The organism is Paenibacillus medicaginis (assembly GCF_042138635.1).
GTDB lineage: Bacteria > Bacillota > Bacilli > Paenibacillales > Paenibacillaceae > Paenibacillus > Paenibacillus medicaginis.
This window is the reverse complement of the sequence record NZ_JBHIRY010000018.1, coordinates 1-25,589: the sequence shown is the minus strand read 5'-3', so window position 1 is coordinate 25,589 and position 25,589 is coordinate 1. Positions and strand designations below refer to the sequence as shown.

General features: G+C 51.4%; 20 protein-coding genes. 3 read left to right on the top strand and 17 right to left on the bottom strand.

Going from position 1 to position 25,589, the window contains the following annotated elements:
• Positions 1-101: 101 nt before the first annotated feature.
• From ACE5LO_RS17425 to ACE5LO_RS17380, 10 genes are all read right to left on the bottom strand, one after another.
• The gene (locus ACE5LO_RS17425) at positions 102-2,228 is read right to left on the bottom strand and encodes a HelD family protein (RefSeq protein WP_375521286.1); all 2,127 of its coding nucleotides are present in this window, start codon (positions 2,226-2,228) and stop codon (positions 102-104) included.
• Between the two features lie 143 nt (positions 2,229-2,371).
• On the bottom strand, positions 2,372-4,141 hold the full coding sequence (locus ACE5LO_RS17420) for an ABC transporter ATP-binding protein (RefSeq protein ID WP_375521285.1): 1,770 nt from the start codon (positions 4,139-4,141) through the stop codon (positions 2,372-2,374).
• A gap of 57 nt (positions 4,142-4,198) precedes the next feature.
• A complete protein-coding gene (locus tag ACE5LO_RS17415) occupies positions 4,199-5,497 on the bottom strand; it encodes an NCS2 family permease (RefSeq protein WP_375521284.1) in 1,299 nt (432 codons plus the stop codon).
• Positions 5,498-5,692: 195 nt separating this feature from the next.
• On the bottom strand, positions 5,693-6,439 hold the full coding sequence (locus ACE5LO_RS17410; RefSeq protein WP_375521283.1) for a tRNA threonylcarbamoyladenosine dehydratase: 747 nt from the start codon (positions 6,437-6,439) through the stop codon (positions 5,693-5,695).
• 40 nt (positions 6,440-6,479) lie between these two features.
• Positions 6,480-8,258, bottom strand: coding sequence for an aspartate--tRNA ligase (aspS, locus tag ACE5LO_RS17405; RefSeq protein ID WP_375521282.1), 1,779 nt, complete (start codon positions 8,256-8,258; stop codon positions 6,480-6,482).
• Between the two features lie 45 nt (positions 8,259-8,303).
• Complete coding sequence (gene hisS, locus ACE5LO_RS17400) at positions 8,304-9,557, bottom strand: histidine--tRNA ligase (protein WP_375521281.1); 1,254 nt, start codon at positions 9,555-9,557, stop codon at positions 8,304-8,306.
• Between the two features lie 644 nt (positions 9,558-10,201).
• Complete coding sequence (locus ACE5LO_RS17395; protein WP_375521280.1) at positions 10,202-10,645, bottom strand: hypothetical protein; 444 nt, start codon at positions 10,643-10,645, stop codon at positions 10,202-10,204.
• 164 nt (positions 10,646-10,809) lie between these two features.
• On the bottom strand, positions 10,810-10,986 hold the full coding sequence (locus ACE5LO_RS17390; RefSeq protein WP_375521279.1) for a hypothetical protein: 177 nt from the start codon (positions 10,984-10,986) through the stop codon (positions 10,810-10,812).
• Between the two features lie 147 nt (positions 10,987-11,133).
• Positions 11,134-11,580 carry a D-aminoacyl-tRNA deacylase gene (gene dtd, locus ACE5LO_RS17385; protein ID WP_375521278.1) on the bottom strand — a complete coding sequence of 149 codons (447 nt, stop codon included), beginning with the start codon at positions 11,578-11,580 and terminating at the stop codon, positions 11,134-11,136.
• A gap of 33 nt (positions 11,581-11,613) precedes the next feature.
• A complete protein-coding gene (locus ACE5LO_RS17380) occupies positions 11,614-13,800 on the bottom strand; it encodes a RelA/SpoT family protein (RefSeq protein ID WP_375521349.1) in 2,187 nt (728 codons plus the stop codon).
• Positions 13,801-14,345: 545 nt separating this feature from the next.
• Here ACE5LO_RS17380 and uraA point away from each other — a divergent pair.
• A complete protein-coding gene (gene uraA, locus ACE5LO_RS17375) occupies positions 14,346-15,653 on the top strand; it encodes a uracil permease (protein ID WP_375521277.1) in 1,308 nt (435 codons plus the stop codon).
• A gap of 72 nt (positions 15,654-15,725) precedes the next feature.
• Here the strand turns inward: uraA and ACE5LO_RS17370 are convergent, their stop codons facing one another.
• The 6 genes from ACE5LO_RS17370 to ACE5LO_RS17345 all read right to left on the bottom strand — a co-directional run bounded on the left by ACE5LO_RS17370 (position 15,726) and on the right by ACE5LO_RS17345 (position 22,316).
• Entirely contained in the window at positions 15,726-16,238 is a 513-nt protein-coding gene (locus ACE5LO_RS17370) for an adenine phosphoribosyltransferase (protein WP_375521276.1), read from the bottom strand.
• Positions 16,239-16,332: 94 nt separating this feature from the next.
• Positions 16,333-18,732, bottom strand: a complete 2,400-nt coding sequence (gene recJ, locus ACE5LO_RS17365) for a single-stranded-DNA-specific exonuclease RecJ (protein WP_375521275.1) — start codon at positions 18,730-18,732, stop codon at positions 16,333-16,335.
• A gap of 36 nt (positions 18,733-18,768) precedes the next feature.
• Complete coding sequence (locus tag ACE5LO_RS17360; RefSeq protein ID WP_375521274.1) at positions 18,769-19,722, bottom strand: cation diffusion facilitator family transporter; 954 nt, start codon at positions 19,720-19,722, stop codon at positions 18,769-18,771.
• Between the two features lie 94 nt (positions 19,723-19,816).
• On the bottom strand, positions 19,817-20,728 hold the full coding sequence (gene secF / locus ACE5LO_RS17355; RefSeq protein ID WP_375521273.1) for a protein translocase subunit SecF: 912 nt from the start codon (positions 20,726-20,728) through the stop codon (positions 19,817-19,819).
• Complete coding sequence (gene secD, locus ACE5LO_RS17350) at positions 20,718-21,968, bottom strand: protein translocase subunit SecD (RefSeq protein WP_375521272.1); 1,251 nt, start codon at positions 21,966-21,968, stop codon at positions 20,718-20,720. Before secD ends, secF begins: the two co-directional genes overlap by 11 nt.
• A 90-nt stretch (positions 21,969-22,058) precedes the next feature.
• Positions 22,059-22,316 (bottom strand): post-transcriptional regulator, encoded by a 258-nt coding sequence (locus ACE5LO_RS17345; protein ID WP_375521271.1) that lies wholly within the window; start codon positions 22,314-22,316, stop codon positions 22,059-22,061.
• A gap of 247 nt (positions 22,317-22,563) precedes the next feature.
• Between ACE5LO_RS17345 and spoVB the strand changes: the two genes are divergently transcribed.
• Positions 22,564-24,123 carry a stage V sporulation protein B gene (gene spoVB, locus ACE5LO_RS17340; protein WP_375521270.1) on the top strand — a complete coding sequence of 520 codons (1,560 nt, stop codon included), beginning with the start codon at positions 22,564-22,566 and terminating at the stop codon, positions 24,121-24,123.
• Positions 24,124-24,146: 23 nt separating this feature from the next.
• On the opposite strand, the gene ACE5LO_RS17335 is transcribed toward spoVB, so the two are convergent.
• Entirely contained in the window at positions 24,147-24,893 is a 747-nt protein-coding gene (locus tag ACE5LO_RS17335) for a YetF domain-containing protein (protein ID WP_375521269.1), read from the bottom strand.
• Between the two features lie 200 nt (positions 24,894-25,093).
• Between ACE5LO_RS17335 and ACE5LO_RS17330 the strand changes: the two genes are divergently transcribed.
• The gene (locus ACE5LO_RS17330) at positions 25,094-25,486 is read left to right on the top strand and encodes a TIGR04086 family membrane protein (RefSeq protein ID WP_375521268.1); all 393 of its coding nucleotides are present in this window, start codon (positions 25,094-25,096) and stop codon (positions 25,484-25,486) included.
• Positions 25,487-25,589 lie beyond the last annotated feature (103 nt).

The following is a 25,589-nucleotide window of genomic DNA, read 5'->3' as shown; positions in this document are numbered from 1 at the left end:
ATTTCATCCGCTAAAAGTATAATAAGAAATTGGGGGATAACAGCGATTGTAGGAATGCTTCGTTCTTGGAGCGCCTCATAACAGCCCTGCCCCCTCAAAAACTATGCTTCGACATATTCCGGCAAACGCTCCGCATACATAAGCCACAGCTCATGCAGTGCACGCGTACACCCGACATACAGCAGCTTCGCGTCCACGGCATCCGCAGCATAGTGCTGTTCGTCCGCATCAGCCACGATAACACCATCAAACTCCAGCCCTTTGGAAAGGTAGACAGGCAGCACCGACAGCCCGCCCTCATACTGCTTCATGGAGCCGTCAATCAGGTGAATATCGATCCCCTGCTCAGTGAAGTAGGCATGAAGCTCCTCAGCCTCCTTCAAAGTACGGGTAAGCACAGATACGGTGCGGTATTCTTTAGCAGACAGCTCCCGCAGCGCGGACAGCAGATGCTGCTTTCGCCCCTGCGGGCCGTAAGGGAGCACACGAACCGGATCACCGCTGCGGAATACCGGGACGGCTGTGATGCCGCTGCGCACGCCCTTTTCCAGAATGACATTAGCAAACTCAATGATCTCCAGGGTTGACCGATAGCTGCGCGTCAGCGCAAAATACCCCGTGTCCCCGCTATCAAACAGGGAGCTGACCTCATCCCAGCTTTGAACACCTTTATAAGCGTGAATGCCCTGGGACAGGTCCCCCAGAATCGTAAACGAATGCCCTTTCACAAACAGATCCAGCAGCGCCGTATGAAATGGTGAAAAATCCTGGGCTTCATCGATCACCACATGATCGAACCGGCTGCCCGAATCGATGTCATGCGTCAAAATATGCAGATATACAAGCGCAGGAAGATCCTCTTCGCGCAGCACATTCTTTTTCAAATCCGCCGCCGTCCCCTTCAGCACATGGACAGGAATTTCTTCCAAGATGAATGAAGGGAGAGCAGGACCTTTAATCGCCTGAAAAAGCTGTTTGTACATCTTTACCGCTTCATACTGCGGCCATTTCTTGGCATAGGCCTTTTCCCGCTGTGCCGCTTTCTTCTTCCGTTCCTTCAATGTAGTAGCGGATGCCGGCTTTTTCAGCTCCATTTCGACCCAGCGATGGATTCTCGCCAGCACACGCTCGGTGCGCTTGGCAAGGGGATATGGCCTGTACTCTTCATTGAACCAATGCAGGATTTCATTTCTGGACAGGACCGCTCCGTCCCACGGACTGAAGTCGCCCTCGGGCACCGACAGGGGCTCCAACTGCTGCACAACCTTTTCAAGCAGCCTCATAAAAACCAGTGATCCCTTAAATCGGCCAGGGGTGGCTTCATTTACCTCCGGTCTGGCTGCTCCGGACTCAAACCAGGTCTGCAGCGCTTCCTCTGCCGGTGCGAGCTGGAGGTCCGTATCCAGCATGCCGAGAGCCCAATCGTTGAAGGTGCGCTGCTGTATACTGCCGACGCCAAGTTCGGGAAGCACGTCGGATATATAATCGAGGAACATATGGTTTGGCGCAAAAATGATCATTTTTTCGGCCGATACCTGATCCTTGTACTGGTACAGCAGAAACGCAAGGCGATGCAGCGCGACAGTAGTCTTTCCGCTCCCCGCTACGCCCTGGATGACCAGCGCTTTGCCACGTTCGGCACGGATAATCTGGTCCTGTTCTGCCTGAATGGTCGAAACGATATCACGCAGACGGTTATCTTTATTCTCTCCGAGCCGGTAGACGAGAAATTCATCTGATACGGCGGGATCATCGCTCTCCCGGTTGAAGGTATCGGCAACCCTTTCCAGGATTTGCTTCCGGATCACGACATTTCGCTTCAAATAGACCAGCCCTTCAATCAGTCCTTCCGGCGCTTCATAGGAAGCAAGGTCCTCCCCGCCTGTAAAGGAGTAGAACAGGCTGGCCACAGGAGCGCGCCAATCGATCACAAGCGGATACTCCCTCACCTCTTCACGATCCACGCCTATTTTGCCGATATAAAGGGGTTTTCGTTCTCCCTTGCCCTTCTCCTCAAAATCCAGTCTTCCGAAATAAGGCTCCTGCAGACTTTTGCCCAAAGCCATGCGCCTTTCTTCCCGACCCGCTTCGAGTGCCTGCTCCGTAAAGTCATGGCCGGTATACACCGGAACCGATTGCAGCTTTTGCAGTCTGCGGTCGATTTCCTCCATAACCTGCGTCAGCCTTTGCTGTTCTTCTTGATAGGCACTTTGAAAATCTTGTTCCACTTTCAGTTACCTCCTAAGAGAGATTTTTTGTGAACTCTATCCACTTTTTCAAAAAAAGGAAGCTAAATCATATCATACCGAACAAAAAAAAGCCATAAATTATCGCTGGCCTAATGACCTGCATAACTTATGGCTATTAAAGCTCATAGAAACAATCCTGCCTCAACAAACTGTTTTTCCGCCAGCTTGCGGTACACCTCATGAGACTGGATCAGTTCCGCGTGGGTTCCTGATCCGGTTACCTTTCCGTTTTCAAGCACTATGATCTGGTCCGAGTGAACGACCGTTGATAAACGGTGGGCAATGACGATTGTAGTGCGGCCTTCCATCAAGTTGGCGAGCGCCTTTTGCACCTCATGCTCGGAGGAGCTATCCAGCGCCGAGGTCGCCTCGTCCAGCATCAGAATATCCGGGCTGCGCAGGAAGGCACGGGCAATGGCGATGCGCTGCCTTTGTCCCCCTGACAGCTTGATGCCCCGTTCACCCACCTCGGTTTTGTATTGCTGCGGCAATTTGTCGATAAAGGGAGCCGCATACGCCAGTTCTGCCGCCCGCTGAATTTCATCCATGGTTACCTCATGTGAAATTCCGTACGTAATATTTTCAAGAATCGTTCCGGCCATCATGGGGCTTTCCTGGGACACATAACCGATCTTGGCCCGCCAGCTTGAGAGTGTGTAGTCATCTATCCGGTCCTGCCCGTACCTGATTTCCCCTTCCGCAGGCACATAAAACCTTTCCAGCAGGGAGAATAACGTCGACTTGCCGCTTCCGCTCGGACCAACGATAGCGGTCGTCTGACGTGCGGGAATCACCAGATTGATATTCCGCAGCACCTCTTCCCCTGTGTTATAGGCGAAGCTTACATTTCTTAATTCGATGCTTTCACCTTCGGGAGACGCCTCCTTGCGGCTATCCTGCGGCTCCTCTTCGTGAGCAAGGATAGATTGAATCCGCTCTGTGGCGCCCAGCACCTTCTGGATTCTTGAATACAGAGTTGTGAACTGTGCCATCGGTGTAATGACCTGAAAAAGCAATAAAATAAATGCAACCAGATCCCCTGCTGTTAACATCCCCGACGCCACCCGGATTCCGCCGACACCAAGAATAAGAACGAGTACAGCGGTCATGGCAAACGTGGAAAGCGGCCCGATCAAGGCAAGAATTCTCGCCTCCTGCAATCCGAATTTGAACATGCGGCGGATTCGGTCCTCTCCGGAACGGGCTTCCCTCTTCTCTGTGCCGTAAGCCTTAACAAGGCGAATCTCTCCGATTACCTGCCCCAGCACGGAGGTCAGATCAGCCATTTCATCCTGCTGCTTTTTGGAAATGCGGTACATTTTTCGCCCTACCGGCATTAATATCAGAGCCGTTACTGGCACCACGGCCAGGATGATCAGCGTCATTACCCAGTCCAAATAAAACAGCAGCGCAATACCACCGACAACAGCGATAATATTGGATACAAAGCTGACCAGATATTCGGTAATCAGGTTCATGATCAGGCTCGTATCATTGGTTACCCTGCTCATCGTGTCTCCGGTGCGGTTGCGGTCGAAAAACGGAATCGGCAGCGCCAGCACCTTATTCCAGAGACGGGTGCGAAGGTTGGCCACAATCCGCTGTCCCGCATAGTTCAGCATATAGATCGATACCGCCGAAGCAGCTGCCTGCAATATAAATGCAGCGGCGAGCCCGATCATCACCTTTCTGCTGAGTGAATCAGCGGTAAGTCCGTCGATCAGCCCTTTGGTCATCAAAGGGACAATCAGCCCCGCTGCAGTCTGGATGAGTGTAAGAAGCAGCGCCACTGCCAATACGACACGAGGCGGATTGGAGTCCCTGATGAGCCGCGCAAACCGGCGCAGTCCGGCCGTATCCGGTCTCGGGGCGCTTGAAGTGGTCGTTTCCATTATAGCTCCCTCCTTTTGTATAGGATCTCGGGAACTGCTGATCATATTTCATCTCTCTTACAAATTAGCGTTCAGCACAAAATTGGCAATGAACAGCAGGGATATTACATACAGTACACGCGGAACTTCCCTGCCTTTTCCCGCAGCCAGCTTGGCAAGGGGATAAGCGATAAAACCAAAGGCCATCCCGTCCACGATGCTATAGGTAAATGGGATCATCACCATGATCAGAAAAGCCGGGAACGCGTCCGTAAAGCTTGAAAAATCCATTTCGCGCACATTTTGCACCATAAGCCCACCGATGATAATGAGCACTGGCGCGATCGCACTGTCAGGGATATACGTCAGCATGGGGATAAAGAAAAAGGTCAGCCCGAACATTAGCGCGGCCACCAAAGGGGTCATACCGGTTCTTCCGCCAGCGGCAATGCCTGCGGTAGACTCCGCTGCGGCTACGGTCGGACTGCTGCCGAACAGGCCGGCCAGGATGTTGCTGACCGCCAATGCCCGCAGGCTGCCTTTGAAGGTCTCAGGTCTGCCGATCATTCCCGTCTGGCCGGCGATGAGCCCGATGTTTTCAAATACCACAATCAGCAGCAGCAGGAACACGGCAATCCAGAAGGCCAGCGTGGCAAAGCCGGACAGCGTAAGATGTGCGAACAGCTCCCCGAACTGCTGCACCGTGTCCTCACTCTTCGTCATGCCGTCCGGGTGCACCGCTCCCAGTGCATAACCGAGCGCCGTTCCTGCCAGCATGCTGATCAGCAGTCCCCCCTGCACTTTGCGGATAAAAAGGACAAGCGCCAGCAGCAGTGTCATGCAGGCCGTGATCACTCCCGGATCATTAAAATGCCCAATTGCGACGAATGTAGTCTGGTGAGCGATCACAATGCCGCTCTTTTGCAGACCAATAAAGGTCAGGAACAGCCCGATTCCCACGGTAATGCCATGCTGCAGGTTGTGTGGAATCGCCTCACTGATCGTCCGGTACAGGGACGTAAAAGCGACGAAGGCAAAGAGAACGCCGGTAATCGAAACTACAGTCAGCGCTTCCTGCCAGCTCAGTTTCATGGAATGCACCAACGTATAGGTGAAAAACGCATTGATTCCCATGCCCGGCACAACGACAATCGGCGACTTCCCGCCAAATGCCATCAGCAGGCAGCCGGCAGCGGAAGTAAGCAGCGTGGCCAGCATGGCTCCCTGCAGCGGCATCCCCGCATCAGAAAGGATAGCCGCATTCACAAGCACAATATATACAACCGAAAAATAAGAAATCAGTCCTGCCGCGATTTCCTTTTTCCATAGATCCCCGGGCCTCAGCCCGAGGCTGCGGGATAGAAAGCCCTTATCCATAAACGTACTGCCTCCACATCTTCTGGGTAATCTTGTTGGACAAGCAAACATTCTCATCATACATCGCCCGGCTTCTCTTTTACAAGCGATGTAAGCTCTATCCCATGCCGCAAACATGGGCAAAAGACCTGCGAGCCTATTCGGAGGCTTCGCAGGCCTTTCGTCATGTTCATAATAACTCCGCTGCCTGGAGTCCTATTTTTCCACAGCAAGCATCTCTTTAACCACAACGCTCACCATGATCAGTCCGGCCACTGGCGGAACAAAGGCATTGCTGGCAGGCGGCTGCTTGGCTTTGCGGATCTCGGGCGCATTGTCCGGCACAATCCGCTGGGTTACATCCTGGCGCGGCTTCATCGGCTCTTCGGTGGAGAATACGACCTTCACGCCCTTTTTGATCCCGTCTTTGCGCAGCTTGGTGCGAATCACTCTTGCGATCGGGTCCATGGACGTTTTGGATATGTCCGCGACCTGGAATTTGGTCGGGTCCATTTTATTGGCCGCCCCCATGCTTGAAATGATCGGGATATTCCGTTGCAGGCATTCCTTGATCAAATGAATCTTGTATATGATTGTATCGGAAGCGTCGATGACATAATCAAGCTCGTATTTGAACAGCTCTTCGTATGTCTCTTCCGTGTAAAACATGTTCAGCGCAATCGCTTCACATTCCGGATTGATCAGCTTCACCCGTTCCACCATCAAATCCGCTTTCTTCTGTCCAATGGTTGTCGTCAGAGCGTGAATTTGCCGGTTAATATTCGTGATATCCACAACATCCTTGTCAATCAGGATGATGCGGCCGATGCCCGTACGCGCCAAGGCCTCAACGGCAATAGAACCGACACCGCCGATGCCGAGCACAGCCACCGTGCTGTTTTTCATCTTTTCGAGACCTTCAGGGCCGATCGCCAATTCGGTACGGGAAAATTGGTGCAGCATACCGGATACCTCCTTTTAACTCATATTCAGGAAATGAGCATTAAGCCTTCGTGCTTGCAGGCTTCGGTGCAAGACGAATATGCAGCTGTTCCAGCTGACTGGCATCGACTGCGGAAGGCGCGTTCATCAGCAAGTCGGTTGCGCTTGCCGTTTTCGGGAATGCAATCGTCTCACGCAGATTCGTGCGTCCGGAGAGCAGCATGACCAGACGGTCGAAGCCGAAGGCAATGCCGCCATGCGGTGGTGTGCCGTATTCAAAGGCATCCAGCAGGTAGCCGAATTTATCCTTGGCTTCTTCAGCAGACAAACCGATCGCGTTGAACATTTTCTCCTGCACGTCCCGCTTGTAGATCCGCATGGAGCCGCCCCCTACTTCATATCCGTTCAGGACAATATCATAAGCCTGTGCGCGGATTTTGCCAGGATCGGTGTCGAACAAGGCAAGGTCTTCATCCTTCGGACGTGTGAACGGATGATGCTCCGCTACATAGCGTTTTTGCTCTTCATCATATCCAAGCAGCGGGAAGTCCACTACCCATACAAACTTGAATTTGCTGTCATCGATGAGACCGAGCTGGCGGCCGATCTTGAGACGAAGCGCACCAAGAACGTCCGCGACTACCTTTTTGTTGTCTGCTGAGAAGAGAAGCAGGTCCCCCTCTTCAGCTCCCGTGCGTTCTCTTACTGCTTCAATCTCTTCCGGCGTAAAGAACTTCACGATCGGTCCCTTGAACTCACCATCTTTCACCTGAATCCAGGCCAGACCCTTCGCGCCGTAACGTGCGGCATAAGGTCCGAGATCGTCAATCTCCTTGCGTGTCCAGGTGCCGCAGCCCTTGGCGTTCAGCACCTTCACTTCTCCACCCTTCTCAATGACGGAGGAGAATACCTTCACACCGCTGTTTGCCAGCAGATCGTTCATCTCAATCAGCTCCAGACCGAAGCGAAGATCCGGCTTATCAGAACCATACTTGCTCATCGCTTCCGCATGGGTGATGCGTTGGAACGGCGTCTCCAGCTCCACACCGATCGTCTCACGGAACAGCTTCACCATCAGCTGCTCCATCATTCCCAACAGATCGTCCTGCTGCATGAAAGAGGTCTCGATATCGACCTGTGTAAATTCAGGCTGACGGTCTGCGCGCAGATCTTCATCGCGGAAGCAGCGGGCAATTTGATAGTAGCGCTCAAGCCCGCCCACCATCAGCAGCTGTTTGTAAATTTGCGGCGACTGCGGCAGCGCGAAAAACTCGCCATCATGCACACGGCTTGGCACCAGATAGTCCCGTGCCCCTTCCGGGCTGCTTTTCGTTAATATGGGTGTCTCTACCTCGATGAAATCCTCCCCGTCCAGGAAATCACGGAACACCTTGGCTGCTTTGGAACGCAGCTTCAGTGTCTGGTGCATCTCAGGACGGCGCAAGTCCAGATAACGATATTTCAGACGGAGCGATTCGTCGACTTCAATACCGTCCTCAATGAAGAACGGAGGAGTTTTGGCCGCGTTCAGCACCTCGATCTCGGTAATGCGGACCTCAACCTGACCTGTAGGCAAATTCGGGTTTACCGTTTCAGCGTCACGCTGCACAACTTCCCCTTTGACCTCAAGCACATATTCCGTGCGGACACGGTCTGCAATCTGCAGCGCATCTCCCGAATAAGCAGGATTAAATACGATTTGCACGATCCCGCTGCGGTCGCGAAGATCGATAAACAGCACGCCCCCAAGGTCACGGCGCGTCTGCACCCATCCGTTCAGGACGACGGTTTCTCCGATGTTGGCTGTAGTTAGCTCTCCACAATGGTGAGTCCTTTTCATGCTTGCATCCCCTTTATCATTTTGAATTTTAAACGGTTATGAAGGTTAAGCCAGTGGTTTCAACTCATTAACAAGATCATCGAGACGGACCGTCCGCTGCTCCCCGCTATCCATCGACTTGAGCGCAATCTCGCCGCGCTCCAGCTCTTCATCGCCGAGGATCGCAGTATAACGGGCATGGAACCGGTCGGCCGATTTCATCTGTGCCTTCATCTTGCGGCCCAGATAGTCGCGTTCGGCGGAATAGCCTGCACGACGGAGCTTGAACAGTTGCTTCGTCACTTCACGGTTGGCAGCTTCGCCAAGAGCCACCAGATATACATCCAGCGGTTTGACGGCATCAAGCCCGATCGACTGGTGTTCCAGAATCAGCTGAATACGCTCCAGCCCGATGCCAAAGCCGATACCTGGCTGATCCGGTCCTCCGAGTTCACCTACAAGCCCGTTGTATCTGCCTCCGCCGCCAATGGTGTCAATGGCGCCAATCCCTTCGGCTTTAAGCTCGAAGGCTGTCATCGTGTAGTAATCAAGACCGCGCACGAGCCGGTGATTCAGCTTGTACTCGACACCCATATCCGTCAAATACTGCCGCACCTTCTGAAAATGTACGGTGCACTCCTCATCCAGACTGTCGAGAATGGACGGTGCGTCCTTGAACTTGTCCTGATCCACCTTGCAGTCCAGCACGCGCAGCGGGTTGCGATCCATCCGGGATTGACAGTCCTTGCATAGCGTATCACGCAGGGGATTCAGGAAATCCAGCAGGCGCTGGCGGTAGGCCGCCCGGCTGGCCGGATTGCCGACGGAATTCAGTTCCACCTGCACTCCCTTCAGTCCCAAATCAAGGCAGAACTGGTAGCCTAGCGCGATAACCTCCGCATCAATGGCCGGATCAGTAGCTCCGAACGCCTCCACACCGAATTGGTGAAACTGGCGCTGGCGCCCGGCCTGGGGCCGTTCATAACGGAACATCGGCCCGATATAATACAGTTTGGTTACATCAGGCTCGCCATACAGCTTATTTTCCACAAAAGACCGTACAACACCGGCTGTTCCTTCCGGGCGCAGCGTCATGCTGCGGTCGCCCTTGTCCCTGAACGTGTACATTTCCTTCTCCACAACATCCGTCGTCTCGCCTACACCACGAACGAACAGCTCTGTCTGCTCGAACAGCGGAGTGCGGATTTCACGGTAGTTGAAGCGGCGGCATAGTTCCCGCGCTTTTTTTTCGACAAACTGCCACTTTTCCACAACACCTGGCAGCAGATCCTGCGTGCCGGTCGGTTTTTGAAAGGCCATGTCCATCATCCCTCCGTCTAATTGTGCCAATCTGCCTGTTCTTAGGCAGCAGCCCGTCTTCTTGGCAATCCGTGAACAAAACAAAAAATCTCCCGCCCTGTTCATAAAACAGGGACGAGAGATTGCCGTTTATATAATCACCCGTGGTACCACCCACATTCCGGAATATGCCGCCTGACTTAAAAAGTTCACGCTCATATCCGCTCAACGTATAACGCCCGTGCCGCGCAGCACAGCTACTGACCACCATAATTCATCAAAATGCCGTGGAGGTTCGCCGTCTGTTCTCGGGGAAGTCATTCGTCCGCTCATCAAGGGAGCTTTTACAGCCTGGAAGCTCCTCTCTGTGCATGTGGGGTCGGAGTACTCGGTCCCGTCATCAAATCATTATGCAGATTATTATTTCCTGATTTTAATGAACTAGCGTGGCAAAGTCAAGATGGTGTATCATCCGATGTCAGAAAACAGCATAATTTGGGCAAAAAAAACCTGCGGAAACGGTCCGCAGGGTTCATAAAGGATATATTAAAGGGGGTCATGCTGCTATTATATACAAGCAATATTAAGGGATTGTTTTGTTAATATTACATTTGTATTACAGTAGGTTTTTGACGATATTTGTGCAGGCTGGGCGGAAGCTGACCTTATTCGTCGAAGCGGTCGACATAAGCATGGTTGGCACGCAGCTTGTGCACAATTTCCTCATAATCCGCATCGTCCACCTTCGCCGACAGGACATATTGCAGCTTGTCATTATCCTCTGACGAGAATACATCCATTGCATCCAGCAAACCGGGGGTATCCTGCAAATCTTCTCTGCGGACGCCTTCCTGATTTCTGTCAGATGCCAACGAAACGACGCTGTCACCATAGCTCGTCCCCGCTGCGACAGCACCCGCGGCACCGCCCGTATTCATTGACCCGGCTGTATTGTAGGGAACGAATGGGATCAATAGGCGTCTGTCCCGTCCCAACGTTCCACCCAACTGCCCGACTTCCAGATGCTCTGTCCGATAGGCTTGCAAAGAGGTTCTTGCCCCCTCCGCCTCGTCTTCGGTCTTGAAATAGGCTTGAATTTGCTTTGGCATGTCAAAACCCTCCCTCAGGATTTTGTCCAGCTAGCAGAATTAACGCTTCTACTGCCAGCAAAAAAGCTACTTTACTCATATTGCTCAAAACTCCTTTCCGGTAGGATATTCACATTCTGTTATTACCCGAAATTTCCTTATATCTAACACGCACCCTGAGTTACTTAATACATCTGTGCCTGCCTTGGCGGCAGATTCCCTTCAAGTCCTCTCCCTTTGCCCAAAGCGCAGAATTCTGACGACCTTTCATCAGCCGCCGTAATAGCCACCGCCTCTTTCCTGCTTCCGGGAAAACAAACTGCGGTGGTTACAGCACCTGCTTCTTTGGGAGCTTGCCGCATGGATTTCACCCTCCTGCCTGCTGATCATTGACAGCTATTAGCATTTCCCTAACGGCAGAAGCTTATGAAAAGCAAAAACGTCCGCAAACCCGATCCCTTTGATCAGATTCGCAGACGTTTATCCGCTTATTTTGTTGCTGGAAGTTCTTATTCGGAGCGGCTGTCCACGATCATCGTTACAGGCCCCCAATTGGTCAGGGACACGTCCATCATCGCACCGAACCTGCCCGTCTCAACCGTCAGCCCTCGCTCCCGCAAACGGCGGTTAAAAGCTTCATAGAGGCCTTCAGCGATCTCCGGCTTGGCAGCGGCCATGAAATTTGGCCTTCTGCCTTTACGACTATCCCCGTACAGCGTAAATTGGGACACAGAGAGCACAGCACCCCCGGCCTCCAGCACACTGTGATTCATTTTCCCCGCCTCGTCCTCAAAAATACGGAGATCAGCTGCCTTATCAGCCACATACACCGCATCCTTCTCCGTATCCTCATGCGTGACGCCTACAAGAATCATTAGACCTTCGGCAATCCGGCCCACAACCGCGCCCTCAACGGTAACCTTCGCCTGCTTGCAGCGTTGTATGACGATCCTCATTCCTTATTCTCCGTTCCTTGCACTAATAGTCTGCTACTGCATGATTCGGTGTACGGTGTACACGTCTTTCACCCGTTTGATCCGTTCCACAACAGAATGCAAATGCTCAGTATTGCGTATCAGAATGGTAATGTGCATCATGGCCATCTTGTTCTTGTCAGAGCGGCCTGTGATCGCGGCAAGATTCGTCTTGCTCTCCGAAATGGCCTGCAGCACTTCATTCATGAGCCCGTTGCGGTCATGGCCCGTAACTTCGATATCAACACTGTAATTGGCCTCAACTGCTTCTTCCCATTCAACGTCGATGACCCTTGCCTGCTCTTCCCCGTCACCACCACTGCCTGGAATGTTAGGACAATCGCTACGGTGCACGGATACTCCCCGTCCTCTTGTTATATATCCGACGATATTGTCTCCGGGCACAGGGTTGCAGCAGCGGGCAAAACGAACGAGCAAATTATCGATACCTTCCACCCGAACTCCGTTGGTGGGGCGTCCTCTCCGTTCCGTGTTCGGCTTGATCTCCTTCATCTCGGACGTCAGTTCAAGCTGCTTCGCTTCTTCCAATTCTCTTTCTTTACGCAGCTTTTCCGTCAACCGCGTACATATCTGCGCGGCCGTAATCCCGCCAAAGCCGATAGCCGAAAGCATGTCCTCCGTGTCGTGGAACGCGAATTTGTTGGCGACCTCCTGCAGCTTGTCGTCTGTCATCCAGGCGGACGGGTCGATGCCGAGGCGCTTCAGCTCGCGCTCCAGGCTCTCCCGGCCCTTTTCCACATTCTCTTCCCGTTTCTCCTTCTTGAACCATTGCTTGATCTTGCTGCGGGCATGGGACGACTGCACTATTTTCAGCCAGTCCTGACTCGGGCCATAGGAATGCTTGGAGGTCATGATTTCGACAATATCCCCGGTTTTCAGCCGGTAATCGAGGGGCACGATCCTTCCGTTGACCTTGGAGCCAATCGTCCGGTTGCCGACCTCCGTATGAATACGAAAAGCGAAATCAAGCGGCACCGAACCGGCTGGCAGCTCAATGACCTCACCTTTAGGTGTAAATACAAACACCAGATCGGAGAAAAAGTCCATTTTGAGCGATTCCACAAACTCCGAGGCGTCCTTGGCTTCATTCTGCAGCTCCAGAATCTCACGAAAGAAGGTGATAGTATCCTCGGGATTAACATTTCCGTTACTGCCTTCTTTATAGGCCCAGTGTGCGGCGATCCCGTACTCTGCCGTCCGGTGCATCTCCGTCGTGCGTATTTGCACCTCTGTGGGCTCCCCGTTTGGTCCTACCACGGTGGTGTGCAGGGACTGGTACATATTCGCCTTCGGCATGGCGATATAGTCCTTAAAGCGCCCGGGCATCGGTTTCCAGAGCGTATGGATAATGCCCAGTGTCGCATAGCAGTCCTTGATGTTGTCGACAATAATACGAATAGCAAGCAGATCATAGATTTCGTTGAACTGCTTGTTCTTGGTCGTCATTTTCTTGAAAACACTGTATATATGCTTGGGGCGCCCGGATAAATCAGCATGTATACTCATTTCATCCAGTTTTTCCCTTATTTTAGCAATGACATTCTCTATAAATTGCTCCCGTTCCGCCCGCTTTTTGTGCATCAGGTTGGCAATACGGTAATACTGCTGCGGGTTCAAATACCGGAGCGCGATGTCTTCCATTTCCCATTTAATGGCCGATATACCCAGGCGGTTCGCCACCGGACAGAAGATCTCCAAAGTTTCGTAAGAAATCCGGCGTTGGCTCTCTTCTGACTGATATTTTAGCGTTCGCATATTGTGCAGACGATCCGCAAGCTTAATGACAATGACCCGGATATCCTGCGCCATGGCAATAAACATTTTGCGGTAATTTTCATTCTGCTGCTCTTCTTTGGAGCGGAACTGGATGCGTTCGAGCTTCGTGAGTCCGTCCACCAGCATCGCGCATGTATCGCCAAAATGTTCGCGGATCTCATCCAGCGATACCGTCGTATCCTCCACTACATCATGCAGAAGAGCCGCAATGACGGAGAGAGTATCCATCTGCATGTTTACGACAATATCAGCTACAGCCAGCGGGTGAAGAATGTAAGGCTCACCCGATTTACGGGTCTGGCCATGATGAGCCTGATCTGCGAAGTCATAGGCTTCCCGGATGCGGAGAAGATCGGGTTCCCGGATATAGGCTCCAGCCTTTTCAAGTAATTGCTCTATGCCCATTCTGCTCTTATCCGTGTCCTTTCTATACAAAATGGAACCCGACGGTTTGCGAAGCTCGTGCAGGTTCCCCAAAGTGATTTCCTATAATTATGACGGTTGCAGCCCGGAACGTCAACTGTCGGAGCGTGAAGATTAAGTAAGGTAATATATGACGAAAAACAATGAATAAAAGAGGTTGTTCAAAAAGTCATCTTTTGATCACGAAGTAAGTCATGGAGCGGATTCGACATCGAATCTTGAATTCAGCCGGGCCTAAGCGGATGCTTCCGAAGCATGTTCCTGCGGAAACATTTCAGGTGCTCACGTACCCATGTACGCTCCGCTCCTCAGTCCCTAACTTCATTCAACTCCAGCGTTTTGAAAAAACGCACTTCGGAAGCATAGGCTTCGGTGCTGAAAACCTGACTTTTTGAACTCGAACTAAAACGGAATATTTGTTATTGAAAAATTTGCTGAAAGTCTTTAATGTAAGTAAGAATGACTAAAGGCGGGATGAAAGCTGCGTCTTTTTACACTTTCAACATTTCACTTAAGGAGTGAATGCTTTGCAGCGCGAAATTCAAGTACAAGAAAAGCTTCCGCTGGGCCCCGGATTTCTCTTGAGCCTTCAGCACCTCTTTGCGATGTTCGGCAGCACCGTGCTCGTGCCGAACATATTCGGTGTCGATCCAGGCATGATTCTGCTCATGAATGGCATCGGCACCCTGTTTTACATTTTTCTCTGCCGCGGCAAAATCCCGGCCTATCTTGGTTCCAGCTTTGCTTTTCTCTCCCCGGTGGGAATCGTGCTGGCCGCCAACCCGGAGTCGGGCTATTCCATGGCGCTAAGTGCATTTATTGTTACCGGTGTGGTATTTTGTATTGTTGCCCTCATTGTGAAAGTTGCTGGCACTACATGGCTCGATGTTGTATTCCCTCCGGCTGTCATGGGAGCCATTGTGGCATTAATCGGCCTTGAGCTCGTTCCGGTTGCGGCCGGCATGGCCGGTTTTATCAACACGAACCCAACACAAGCGTGGACGCCCGATCCAAAGAGCATCACACTTGCCCTGGTAACCATGGCAGTCACTGTACTGGGAGCCGTCCTGTTCCGCGGCTTTGCCAAAATCATTCATATCCTGCTTGGCATTATTGTCGGTTATTTACTCGCTTATGCGATGGGGATGGTGAATACAGGCAACATTACCGCAGCACATTTTCTGGATTTCCCGACCGTTACGACGCCTACCTGGAATATGACAGCTATTTTGACCATTTTGCCGGTGTCTCTCGTTGTCATCGTAGAGCATATCGGCCACCTGCTGGTAACAGGTAATATCGTTGGCAAGGATTTATCCAAGGATCCCGGCCTGCACCGCTCCCTGCTTGGCAACGGAATTTCAACCATTCTGTCCGGCTTTGTAGGCTCCACACCAAATACGACCTATGGGGAAAATATCGGGGTCATGGCTCTTACCAGAGTATATTCCATATGGGTCATCGGAGGTGCGGCCATTATTGCAATTTTGCTCTCTTTCTCCGGGACGTTCTCGGCGGTCGTCGCCAACATCCCCACTCCGGTCATGGGCGGCGTATCCTTGCTGCTGTTCGGTGTCATTGCCGCGTCCGGATTGCGTATCTTCGTGGAGCAGAAGGTCGATTTCTCCAAAGCGACCAATATGCTTCTCGCCACACTAGTGCTTGTTGTCGGCATCAGCGGCGTCAAACTGACGCTGGGAACTGTCGAGCTTAAAGGTATGGCTTTGGCAACAGTAGTGGGTATCCTGCTCAGCCTGCTGTTCAAGCTGTTTGACGTCATGGGCTTGTCCAACGACAAAACCGATAAGCCCTTTGTAGAGAAAACATCGGATTGATCCGATCCATTACATGCAAAAAAGCCCCCGGCTTCCTCAAAGAGGAAACCGGGGGCTTTTGCTATTTCATTTTTAATAGGTTACCAGTGAAAATACATTCACATCAGGCAGCTTGGCGCGCCCGTTCAGTTCAGCCAGCTCGATCAGGAAGGCAGCCCCTGCCACATTGCCGCCGAGTTGGCGTACCAAATTGACGGAGGTGGAGATAGTACCGCCTGTAGCCAGCAGATCATCCGCAATCAGCACATTTTGCCCCGGCTTGACGGCATCATTATGCATGGCCAGCTTGTCTGATCCGTATTCCAGGTCATAACCGGCTTCAACCGTTTCGCCTGGCAGCTTGCCACTTTTACGAATGGGAACAAAACCCACGCCCAAGGCATAAGCCAAAGGAGCACCTACCACAAAACCTCTCGCTTCAGGTCCGGCAATCAAATCGATTTTTAAATCCGATACCATGACCCTCAGTTCGTCAATCGCTTGGCGGTAAATATCTCCCCGATTCAACAATGTTGTAATGTCCTTGAAGCTGATGCCCGGCTGCGGGAAATCAGGAATAACACGAATATACTGTTTATAGTCCAAAATGGATCCTCCTACCTGAAATAGAAATCTTATAAAGTAAGTCTGAAGCATGCAGGAATGTCATGATTTATGAGATGTAATGAAGCGTTCCGGTTCAGGATACCCCTTCCAGCCTGGACATCATCCAGTTGGCCAGCTGGGGTGTTTCAGCATCAAGCAGGTAACGCTCCATCTCGGCGGCTTCATTCAGTTCATGAAACCGGTGCGAAGAAGTCAGCTCTTTTTTGGGTGGATTAGGGACACAGCTTAATTTCCCGTCCTCTCTATGTACAAAACCGAGCTCTTCAAATACTTCCAGCACCCTGGACATCATTCTTACAGAAACCGAGCATTGCCGGCTTAATGCGGGAAGAATCGTTTTTTCATCAAGCGGGCCCGATCCCAGCTTTCTCAGAAGCACGTAAATGCGCTTGAATTGCTCACGGTCGGGCGCTTCCAGCCGGCCATGGTAGCCATTCTTGGAATGCATGACAACGATATTCTCCACCTTGGGAAATATCGTCCACAAGGCATTAAACTGTTCTCTGGTTCCCGGAAGATCAAGCAAAAACAAAGTCCGCACAGTGTCCTTAACCGCCAGATCTGCTGATTCGTTCTCCGGCAGGATGCCAGTATTCTTATCATATACCCAAATCCGGTCAGCATTCAATGAGCTTGTCTTGCGAAAAGGTGAATGGGGGCCGACAACGGCAGCCACAGGCGCGCGGTCTGCACTGTCCTGATGAAAGATGCGTGTACAGCGTACAATAAGTCCTACCGGGTCCGCTTCTCCACGGAAATCAAATACCTGCGACGCCGTTACCTGGATATCCTGCAGCATAAGCTGCAGTGAACGCTTGCCGTTCCACTCATTTATGGATAATTCCCCCAGCACATCCACTAATAAACCTGGCTGCAGAAAATCCGCAAGCTCTCCGCGCCCGAAGGCAACCACATCCAGCATGGAGCCGTCCTGCTCCATGACCAGCTTCAGATGCGTTTTTTCCTTGCCCATTTTCCGGGCCTCACGAAGCCGCAGCTTACGCAACACCAGACGCGGAGACGGATTGGCCATGCCAAACGGCTGCAGCAGCTCCAACTGCTCGGCAACATTCACGTTCAGCTCACCCAATCTGCATTCCACATCAACCTCGGCAACCGGAACGAAATGCTCAGGCAACAAACGGGCATCCGCAAAATGATGAAGCCTTTGCTCAAACTGCTCCAGCCTGTCACGATGCAGACTCATCCCGGCGGCTGAAGGATGCCCGCCAAAGTGATCCATCAGCTCTTTGCAATCCGTCAGAGCTTCATAAATATCAAGACCAGGAATAGAGCGGGCTGAGCCTTTGCAATTCCCGGTTTCCGGGTCTATACCCAAAATAATTGTTGGACGATAATAACGCTCCAGCAGCTTGGATGCCACAATGCCGACAACCCCCACATTCCAGCCTTCCCCCGCAATGACAATGACCGGAGGCAGACCAGAGCCGCTAATTTTGTCTTCCAGCATTTCAATGGCTTGGCCTACGATATCGTTAACCACCTGCTGGCGTTCCTTGTTCAACAGATCCAGCTCGTGGGCAAGCTTGTCCGCTTCACCGGCATCCTCGGTGGTCAGAAGCGCCACAGCCCTTCCGGCATGATCCAGCCGTCCGCTCGCATTGATGCGTGGCGCCAGCGCAAAAGCAATATTGACAGAGCTTACAGCGGCCATGTCTACCCCGCTTATCTGCAGCAGCGCCTCTATGCCCGGGAAAGCAGAGGCTCTCATCGCCTCGATTCCCCGACGGACGATGACCCTGTTCTCATCATGCAGCGGCATCAGATCCGCTACCGTTCCAATCGCGGCAATCTCGAACCAATGGGCAGGAACTTCACCCAGCAGAGCCTGTGCCAGCTTGAGGGCCACTCCTACTCCGGCAAGCCCCTTAAACGGATACGGACATCCGGGAATCTTCGGATTAATGAGGGCATAAGCTTCCGGCATAACAGCCGGCGGTTCGTGGTGATCTGTCACGATCACATCCATCCCAAGTGCCGCGGCATAAGCAATTTGCTCCACCGCGCTGATTCCGGTATCTACCGTAATGACCAGGCTAACCCCCTGCTGGTGAGCCCAATCCATGGCATGATTATGCAAGCCATAGCCTTCATTGGAGCGATGAGGGATATAGATGTCATAAGAAGCCCTCAAACGTCTCATCAATTGAATCATAAGCGCTGTGCTGGATACACCGTCGGCATCGTAATCCCCGTAAATTAATATATGTTCATTACGCTCAAGCGCCTCCCGGATACGCGGGATCGCCCGGTCCATACCCAGCAGCAAATACGGGTCATACATCGATTCATCCTGTCCGTGCAAAAAGCGGTGTGCCGACTCGGACGTGTCTATCCCCCTGTTTGCCAGCAATGAAGCCAGCAGAGGAGAAATTTGCAGTTCACGGGCCAGCTCGTCTCTGACAGCAGGGTACGGCTCTGCAATTTTCCAGCGGTACTGCGATTGAAGCAATAGATTTCACCTTACTTTCCGTGCCGTCCGCTTCACTCATTGGATTAGCGGCGAAACATCATTCTCTGGCAGTTCATGATTCGTCTTGTACGGGTAAAGCGACTGATAAGGGCTAAACTGTATTTTGACATCTGTCACTCTGGCAAAACGGGTCATCAGCAGCGTCCTGGCACGTTCCGCAATTTCCTGCGCCTCCTGCACCGTGATGCGGGGACTTACGCTGATAAGAGCGTCAATGGTTACGGCATCGTTAAACTCCACTGCCTTCAGGCTTACAATGGTAACTACACCACGCACTCTCTGAACCGTCTCCATATATAGACGTACATCCTCTTCCCGAAGCTCCTCAACAAGGGGACCGTAAACGGATTGCACAATCAGTAAATAGCCTTTGCGAAGCACAAGGCAGGCGATGAGCAGGCCCGCAACCGGATCCAGATAAAGAAGCAAACTCAGGTCGAATGCCTGGCCTGCCATCGCTCCACTCATCCCGAGAATGGCTGTTAAAGATGAATATAGCGAGAAACGATGTTCATTAATGTGAGTATTTACTTCCGCTCCACCTTTTTTCTTGATGAATCTGTATTGGAATTGAAAAAAGGCTTCCTTTAGAGCTAATGCGGCAAATGCGGTAATCAAAGCATAGATTCCCGGCACAGAAGGCTCACCCGCAACCAGAGATCGTATAGCCGTGCCTGCCAGCTCCAATCCGGTCATTAATAACAGAATCGCAAACAGTACAGGGACAGCAGGACGTGCCTTTGGATTATCGTGATGGCTTCGTCTTTCCACTCGGGCTCCGGGCTTCCCGGCAGTCAGACGCCGGGCCAGACCTGCCGCTGCATCTGACGCGGCATACAGCCCGTCTCCCATCAATGCCTTGCTGCCCGAGATATATCCTGCAGCGCCTTTTAACAGAGTTATTATCAGGTCACCGGCGATTCCTGTCCACGCCGCCGTCTCCGATGACCGGCTACGTTCGCTTTTCACAACAGTTCCCCCTCATTCCTGTACATGCCTTGGACAAACGAATGGACTAGAAAGCCGCGCCCTGTCAGACGCGGCTTCCTGTGCTCAGTTTCATTTATGGATTGGCCGGTTTTGCCGCTTTGGCTGCAGGCGGCTTCTGCTTGGATTTCAAGCCAAGCCACAGCGGCGCCGCAATAAAGATGGAGGAGTAGGCCCCAAAGAGCAGACCAATAACCATAGAGAGCGAGAACATTCGGATGGAAGCACCGCCGAAGATCAGCAGACATGCCGATGCAATGAAAACGGTAAAGACAGTGGCCAGCGAGCGAGTCATCGTTTGGGCAATGCTCTGGTTGACGACATCCGCTAGATCTGTCTTGGACTTTTTCTTTGCAAAGCGCAGATTTTCACGGATACGGTCAAATATAACAATCGTATCGTTAATCGAGAAACCTACGATGGTCAAAATCGCGGTAATAAAGGTCAGATCGATCTCCAGCCGGAAAATGGCAAAGATGGCGATGACCAGAATCGCGTCATGCAACAGCGATACAATCGCCGCAATGGCAAAGCGCCATTCGAAACGGATGGATACGAAAATCGCGATCGCCACACAGGCAATCAAAACCGCGTAAATGGCGTTACGCTCCAGTTCCTTGGCCATCTCCGTATCCACGGTATTGACTTCGAAGGAAGCTCCTTGATCCAGCTTCGAGTTAAAGGCAGATTTCAATTCATTGACCTGCTGATCGTTTAGTACTTTGGAGAAGCGAATGCCGAAGCGGTCATTCCCAGGCGTGTAATCAACATCTTCTCCAATTCCCTGTGAATCCAGCAAAGATTGAATCTGGGCCTGAGTAACCGGTTTCGTCAAATTCACGTCTATATTGGACCCTGAACGGAAATCGACGCCGTAATTAAGTCCGAAAATGGACACACATATAATCCCTACGATAGCCAGCGCAATCGAGAATCCGTAAAAATATTTGCTGGCCTTCATATAATCCCAATTCCAATTAAAGCGCACGAATCTCACTCTCCTTTACACCGAAATACTTAGGCTTCTTAATCACATCAGCCTTGATCAGGAGATTGAGCAGGAAACGTGAGAAGAACACGTTGGTAAGAATACTTACGACAATGTCCACGATTAGCACCAGGGCAAAACCTTTAACGGAACCCGTACCCAGTGCAAACATGACAAGCCCTGCAATAATTGTTGTAATATTGGCGTCCATTACGGTACGGAAGGAATTCTTGCCTCCGGCAACCATAGAAGAGCGGATGGACTTGCCGCTAAGAATCTCCTCTTTGATCCGTTCATAAGTAATGATATTCGCGTCGACCGCCATGCCGATCCCGAGCACGAAGGCCGCGATTCCCGGCAGTGTCAGCACGAAATCACCGAAATAGAAGATGGCAAGCACCAGCCATGTATGCAGAATCAGACAGAAGCTGGCAATCAGGCCCGGAACACGATACATCAGAATCATGAACAGCAAAATAATAACCGATGCGATCAGACCCGCAACAATCGTCTGATGCAACGATAATTGCCCCAGTGTGGCGCCGACGCTCTGCGAATATTTCTCTGTAAGGCTGAGCGGCAGTGCACCCAGATTAATGGTATCGGCAATGCGGCTTGCTTCTTCACGAGTATAACTACCTGTAATCGAGGCGTTGCCGTCTGTTAGCTGTTGTCTTACCTCTGGAGCTGAAAGCAGTTCCTCATCAAGATAAATGGCCAGCACTTTTCCAGTCAAGCGCTTGGTTAACTCAGCAAATTTGGCGCTGTCCTTCACTTTAATGCTAATTTCGGGCTGATTCAATGAATTGGATACAACAGAAGCGCCGTTTTCTACAAAATCCTCACCGCGCAGCTCAATTTTGCTGTAAGTTCCCGGCTTATCTCCCTCAGCCGCGCTGCGGAAAGTCAATTGAGCCGGTTTCTTCAGCATGGCGCGCATTTCCGCTTCATTCGTCACACCAGCAATCCGTACACGGATACGGTTACTCCCTTCCGTGGTTACTTCAGGTTCGCTGGTCCCCATAGCATTGATTCTTGCCTCAAGACTTTTGGCAGTCTGCAAAAGCGATTCTCGTGTTACTGCTTGTCCTCCCTGCATGGGCTCTGCTTCGTATAAAACTTCAAAGCCTCCCTTTAAGTCGAGGCCCAATTTTAAGCTTTGCAATAAGGCCGGGCTGGTCCCGATCATAACTCCAGCGGTTATGAGCACGACCAGGATGAAACTTACCACTCTCTTCATGCCGTCCCATGATCCCCTTTCAATTCTCAATATTCCTATTATAGCACCTCAGCAAATGCAGTCAATTTGACCACAAAAAAGATCCCCTCCCTATTCGAAAGTGGATCCCCGGAGTGCGGACATCGTTAAAAAGTTCATGAAGCTGGTCGCTTTCAGCGAAAGAATATCGTTCACAAGCTTATGCAGCGGGGGGATTCCCTCTTGCTCATATTTACTGCTCACACAGTCCCAGACATCCTTGCTGGTCACATACTCGTAGCCTACCATTCTAAGCTCTTCAGCTTTGCTGCGGCACAGCATCTCCACAGCCTCTTCCAGATAATGTTCATCCAGCTCTTCCATGCCCATTGGCTTCAACCTCCTGAACCGTGCTATTAAAAGGATTCTACTCGCTCTTAGCCGTCCAGCAAACATAAACCGTACATGCAAACAATATATGTAATCCGTCCTTCCGTCAACTACAATATCCCGCCTTTCTTAATTTACCATTCAGGTTATTCACAGGCTTGTCATGAAAGAGGACAGGTTAGGCATATCCATTTACTACATGCTGTAAGCAGGTTCAGCCCAAATCTGACGGAAGAGGGAGTTGCGGTTGAGAAAACAAACCTTTATTCAAGGAGCCATCATACTGCTTGCCGCAGGTATCATCAACCGGCTGCTAGGCTTCGTTCCGCGCATTATGCTTCCCCGTATCATCGGTCCGGAAGGCGTCGGATTGTACCAGCAGGGATACCCGTTTTTCATAGTCATCATCACACTCATCACCGGAGGAATCCCTTTGGCTGTCGCCAAACTGGTCGCTGAAGCCGAGACGGAGGGGCGCCCGGAGCGCTCCAGTCGTATCCTGTATACTTCACTCGAATTCACGGTTGCCCTGGGTATGATATTTCTGATTCTCTGCCTTGTCTTTGCTCCCTGGATTACAAACCATATTCTTACAGACAACCGTGTGTACCACACTTTTGTCAGTATGACGCCCATGATTGTTATCGTGGCAGTATCATCGGTGTACCGCGGCTACTTTCAAGGGAAGCAAAACATGATTCCGTCCGCGGCATCTTCCATAGCCGAAACCGTCATCCGTATTATTTGTGTCATTTGGTTTTCGTATCTGCTGCTGCCCAAGGGAATCGAATTTGCTGCCGCCGGCGCTATGCTTGGAGCCATGGTCGGCGAACTGATCGGCATGTTCGTATTGCTGTGGCAGTACGTCAGGCACCATAAGGATCCTCCTAAGGATATTCAACCTAAGGGGAGTCTTTCCGGAAAAGTGAAAATACTCAGGCCCCTGCTGTCCCTATCCATACCGGTGACCGCCAGCAGACTGGTCGGTTCAATTTCCTACCTGCTTGAATCAATCGTGCTGATGCGCAGCCTTGCGGCTGCAGGAATTGCAACCGCCGTAGCAACCGCCCAGTATGGTGTGCTGCAAGGCATGATCATCCCGGTGCTGCTTCTGCCCGGCGCCTTGACCACTTCTCTGGCTATCTCGCTCGTTCCTTCCCTGTCCGAAGCTGCTGCAGGAGGGAACTGGACGGTTGTTCACAGCCGGCTGAACCAGTCTCTGCGGCTCTCTCTGGTTACCGGCGCTCCGTTTGCCGTACTAATGTACGTGCTCGCTGAGCCGGTATGTATGCTGCTGTACAACAGCACAGAGGCCGCCGGGATGCTGAAGCTTATGGCTCCATTTGCCCTGTTCATTTATATTCAAGCCCCCTTGCAAGCTGCCCTGCAGGCGTTAAATCGTCCAGGCCAGGCGCTCATGAATACCGCAGCAGGGGCTATTATTAAAATCACGCTGATCATCGCCCTTGCATCCCGGCCCGAATACGGTATTTACGGTGGCGTAACCGCCATATGTGTAAACAGCATGGCTGTGACCCTGCTGCATGGATACAGTGTAAGCAGACTGCTTGGCTATCAGATGAAGCCAGGGGATTGGTTCAAAACGGTTGCCGGGATGCTTTTGATGGGCGGGGCCGTGTTGTATGCCTACCGCCATCTTCCTTTCAGCGACTCGCTTTGGCTGCAGTTTATCAGTTCGTCTTTGAGCGGAATAGTGCTGTATCTGGTGTTTATGACTTGTACAGGCATGATCGTGTGGGATCAGTTGCACCGCATCCCCTTTGTGCGGAGGTGGTTCAGAACCTGAGAGGAATAGCCGGGAAAAAGCGCTTATTGCCTCCTGTCCCCCGCACTGACATACAGCTTGCCGTTGTGGTCCAATGTACACAGAAAAATATCCTTGAAATCGTTATGGCCTTGAAGCTGAATTTGATTTTTCAGCCAGAATCTGGTCTTGTTTAACTTCTCAAGATTGGCGTCCTGCACTTTACCGTCCATAATGAGCGGAATGGGGAGCCCTTCATACTTGAACTTTTCAAGATCCTTCCTGGTGGGAGAGGACACGCCCCCTTTAGCAGATGGTGAGGCTGCATTCTCTGAATTGTCCGTATTCTCAAGGCCGTTTATTTTCGGGATCACCGTAAGTTTGCCGCTCGTCTCCAGGATCGCATAATCTACTTCCGATATACTGGCTATATTTTGCTCCCTCAACTGGAGCATCAAATCATCCAGATTGTATCGCTGCTTGGCCATGATTTCGCGATCCAGCTCGCCTCCGGCAATAATTACTGCAGGCTTGCCGTCAAACCACAGCCGTAAGCCACGGTTTTTCAGACTAATATAAGCTATGCTGATCTGAAGGATCAGCAGTGTTACCAGAGGCACAAACGCATTATAAAGAGGACGATCGACATCCTCCAGCGAAAAAACAGCAATTTCGGCCATCATGATAGAAATAATCAGATCAAAGAGGGACAGCTTGCCAATTTCCCGTTTGCCCATGATCCGCATAATCACATAAAGCACCACATACATCAGCACCGTACGAAAGATATGCATTCCTATATGGTCAACCATAGCAAATCTCATCCTCCTGTGTACCCCACTTGGGAGATCAGAACGCGTATAGGTATTCTCGCCCTGACCAGGTCGTCGCATACAGTAAAATTGACTTTTAATTAATGGAAAAAGTAACGGCGAAAAAGGATAGCTTGTACTATCTGCGGCCGCGCGGCCATAGAATGGGATATATGATATTTTCGGAGGAGGTCAGTAAGATGGATTTGATCCGCCGTTGGTCCAATCGTGTATCCAGCCCCCTTTTATCCGGTCTGTTCTATGCTTTTGTATGGATGATGGTCGGGGCGCTTATACTGTCCTTGCTGCTATGGCTCACCGGCATGCAGGAGCAGGACTTATCCCTTTTCACTTACATTGTTCATGGCATCTCCATGCTGGCAGGCGGTTTTGTATCAGGCAGAAGATCGGAAAAAAAAGGCTGGTATCAAGGGGGACTAACGGGGGTGGTTTACGGGATAGCCGTTCTGGTGATCGGCTTTTTGGCCTTGGATTCGCGTGTAAATATACAGGATCTTTTGCACTTGTCTGCAGCCTTCATTCTTGGCGCTTTTGGAGGAATGCTGGGGATCAACCTGAGTAAAACATCCTGAATGGAACTTTCTTGATACATGAAAAAAACGTAAGCGTCAAATCTAACCCACCTTCAATACAAACGGAAACCATGCGAAAATGAAGGCAATCCAACGAAAGCGG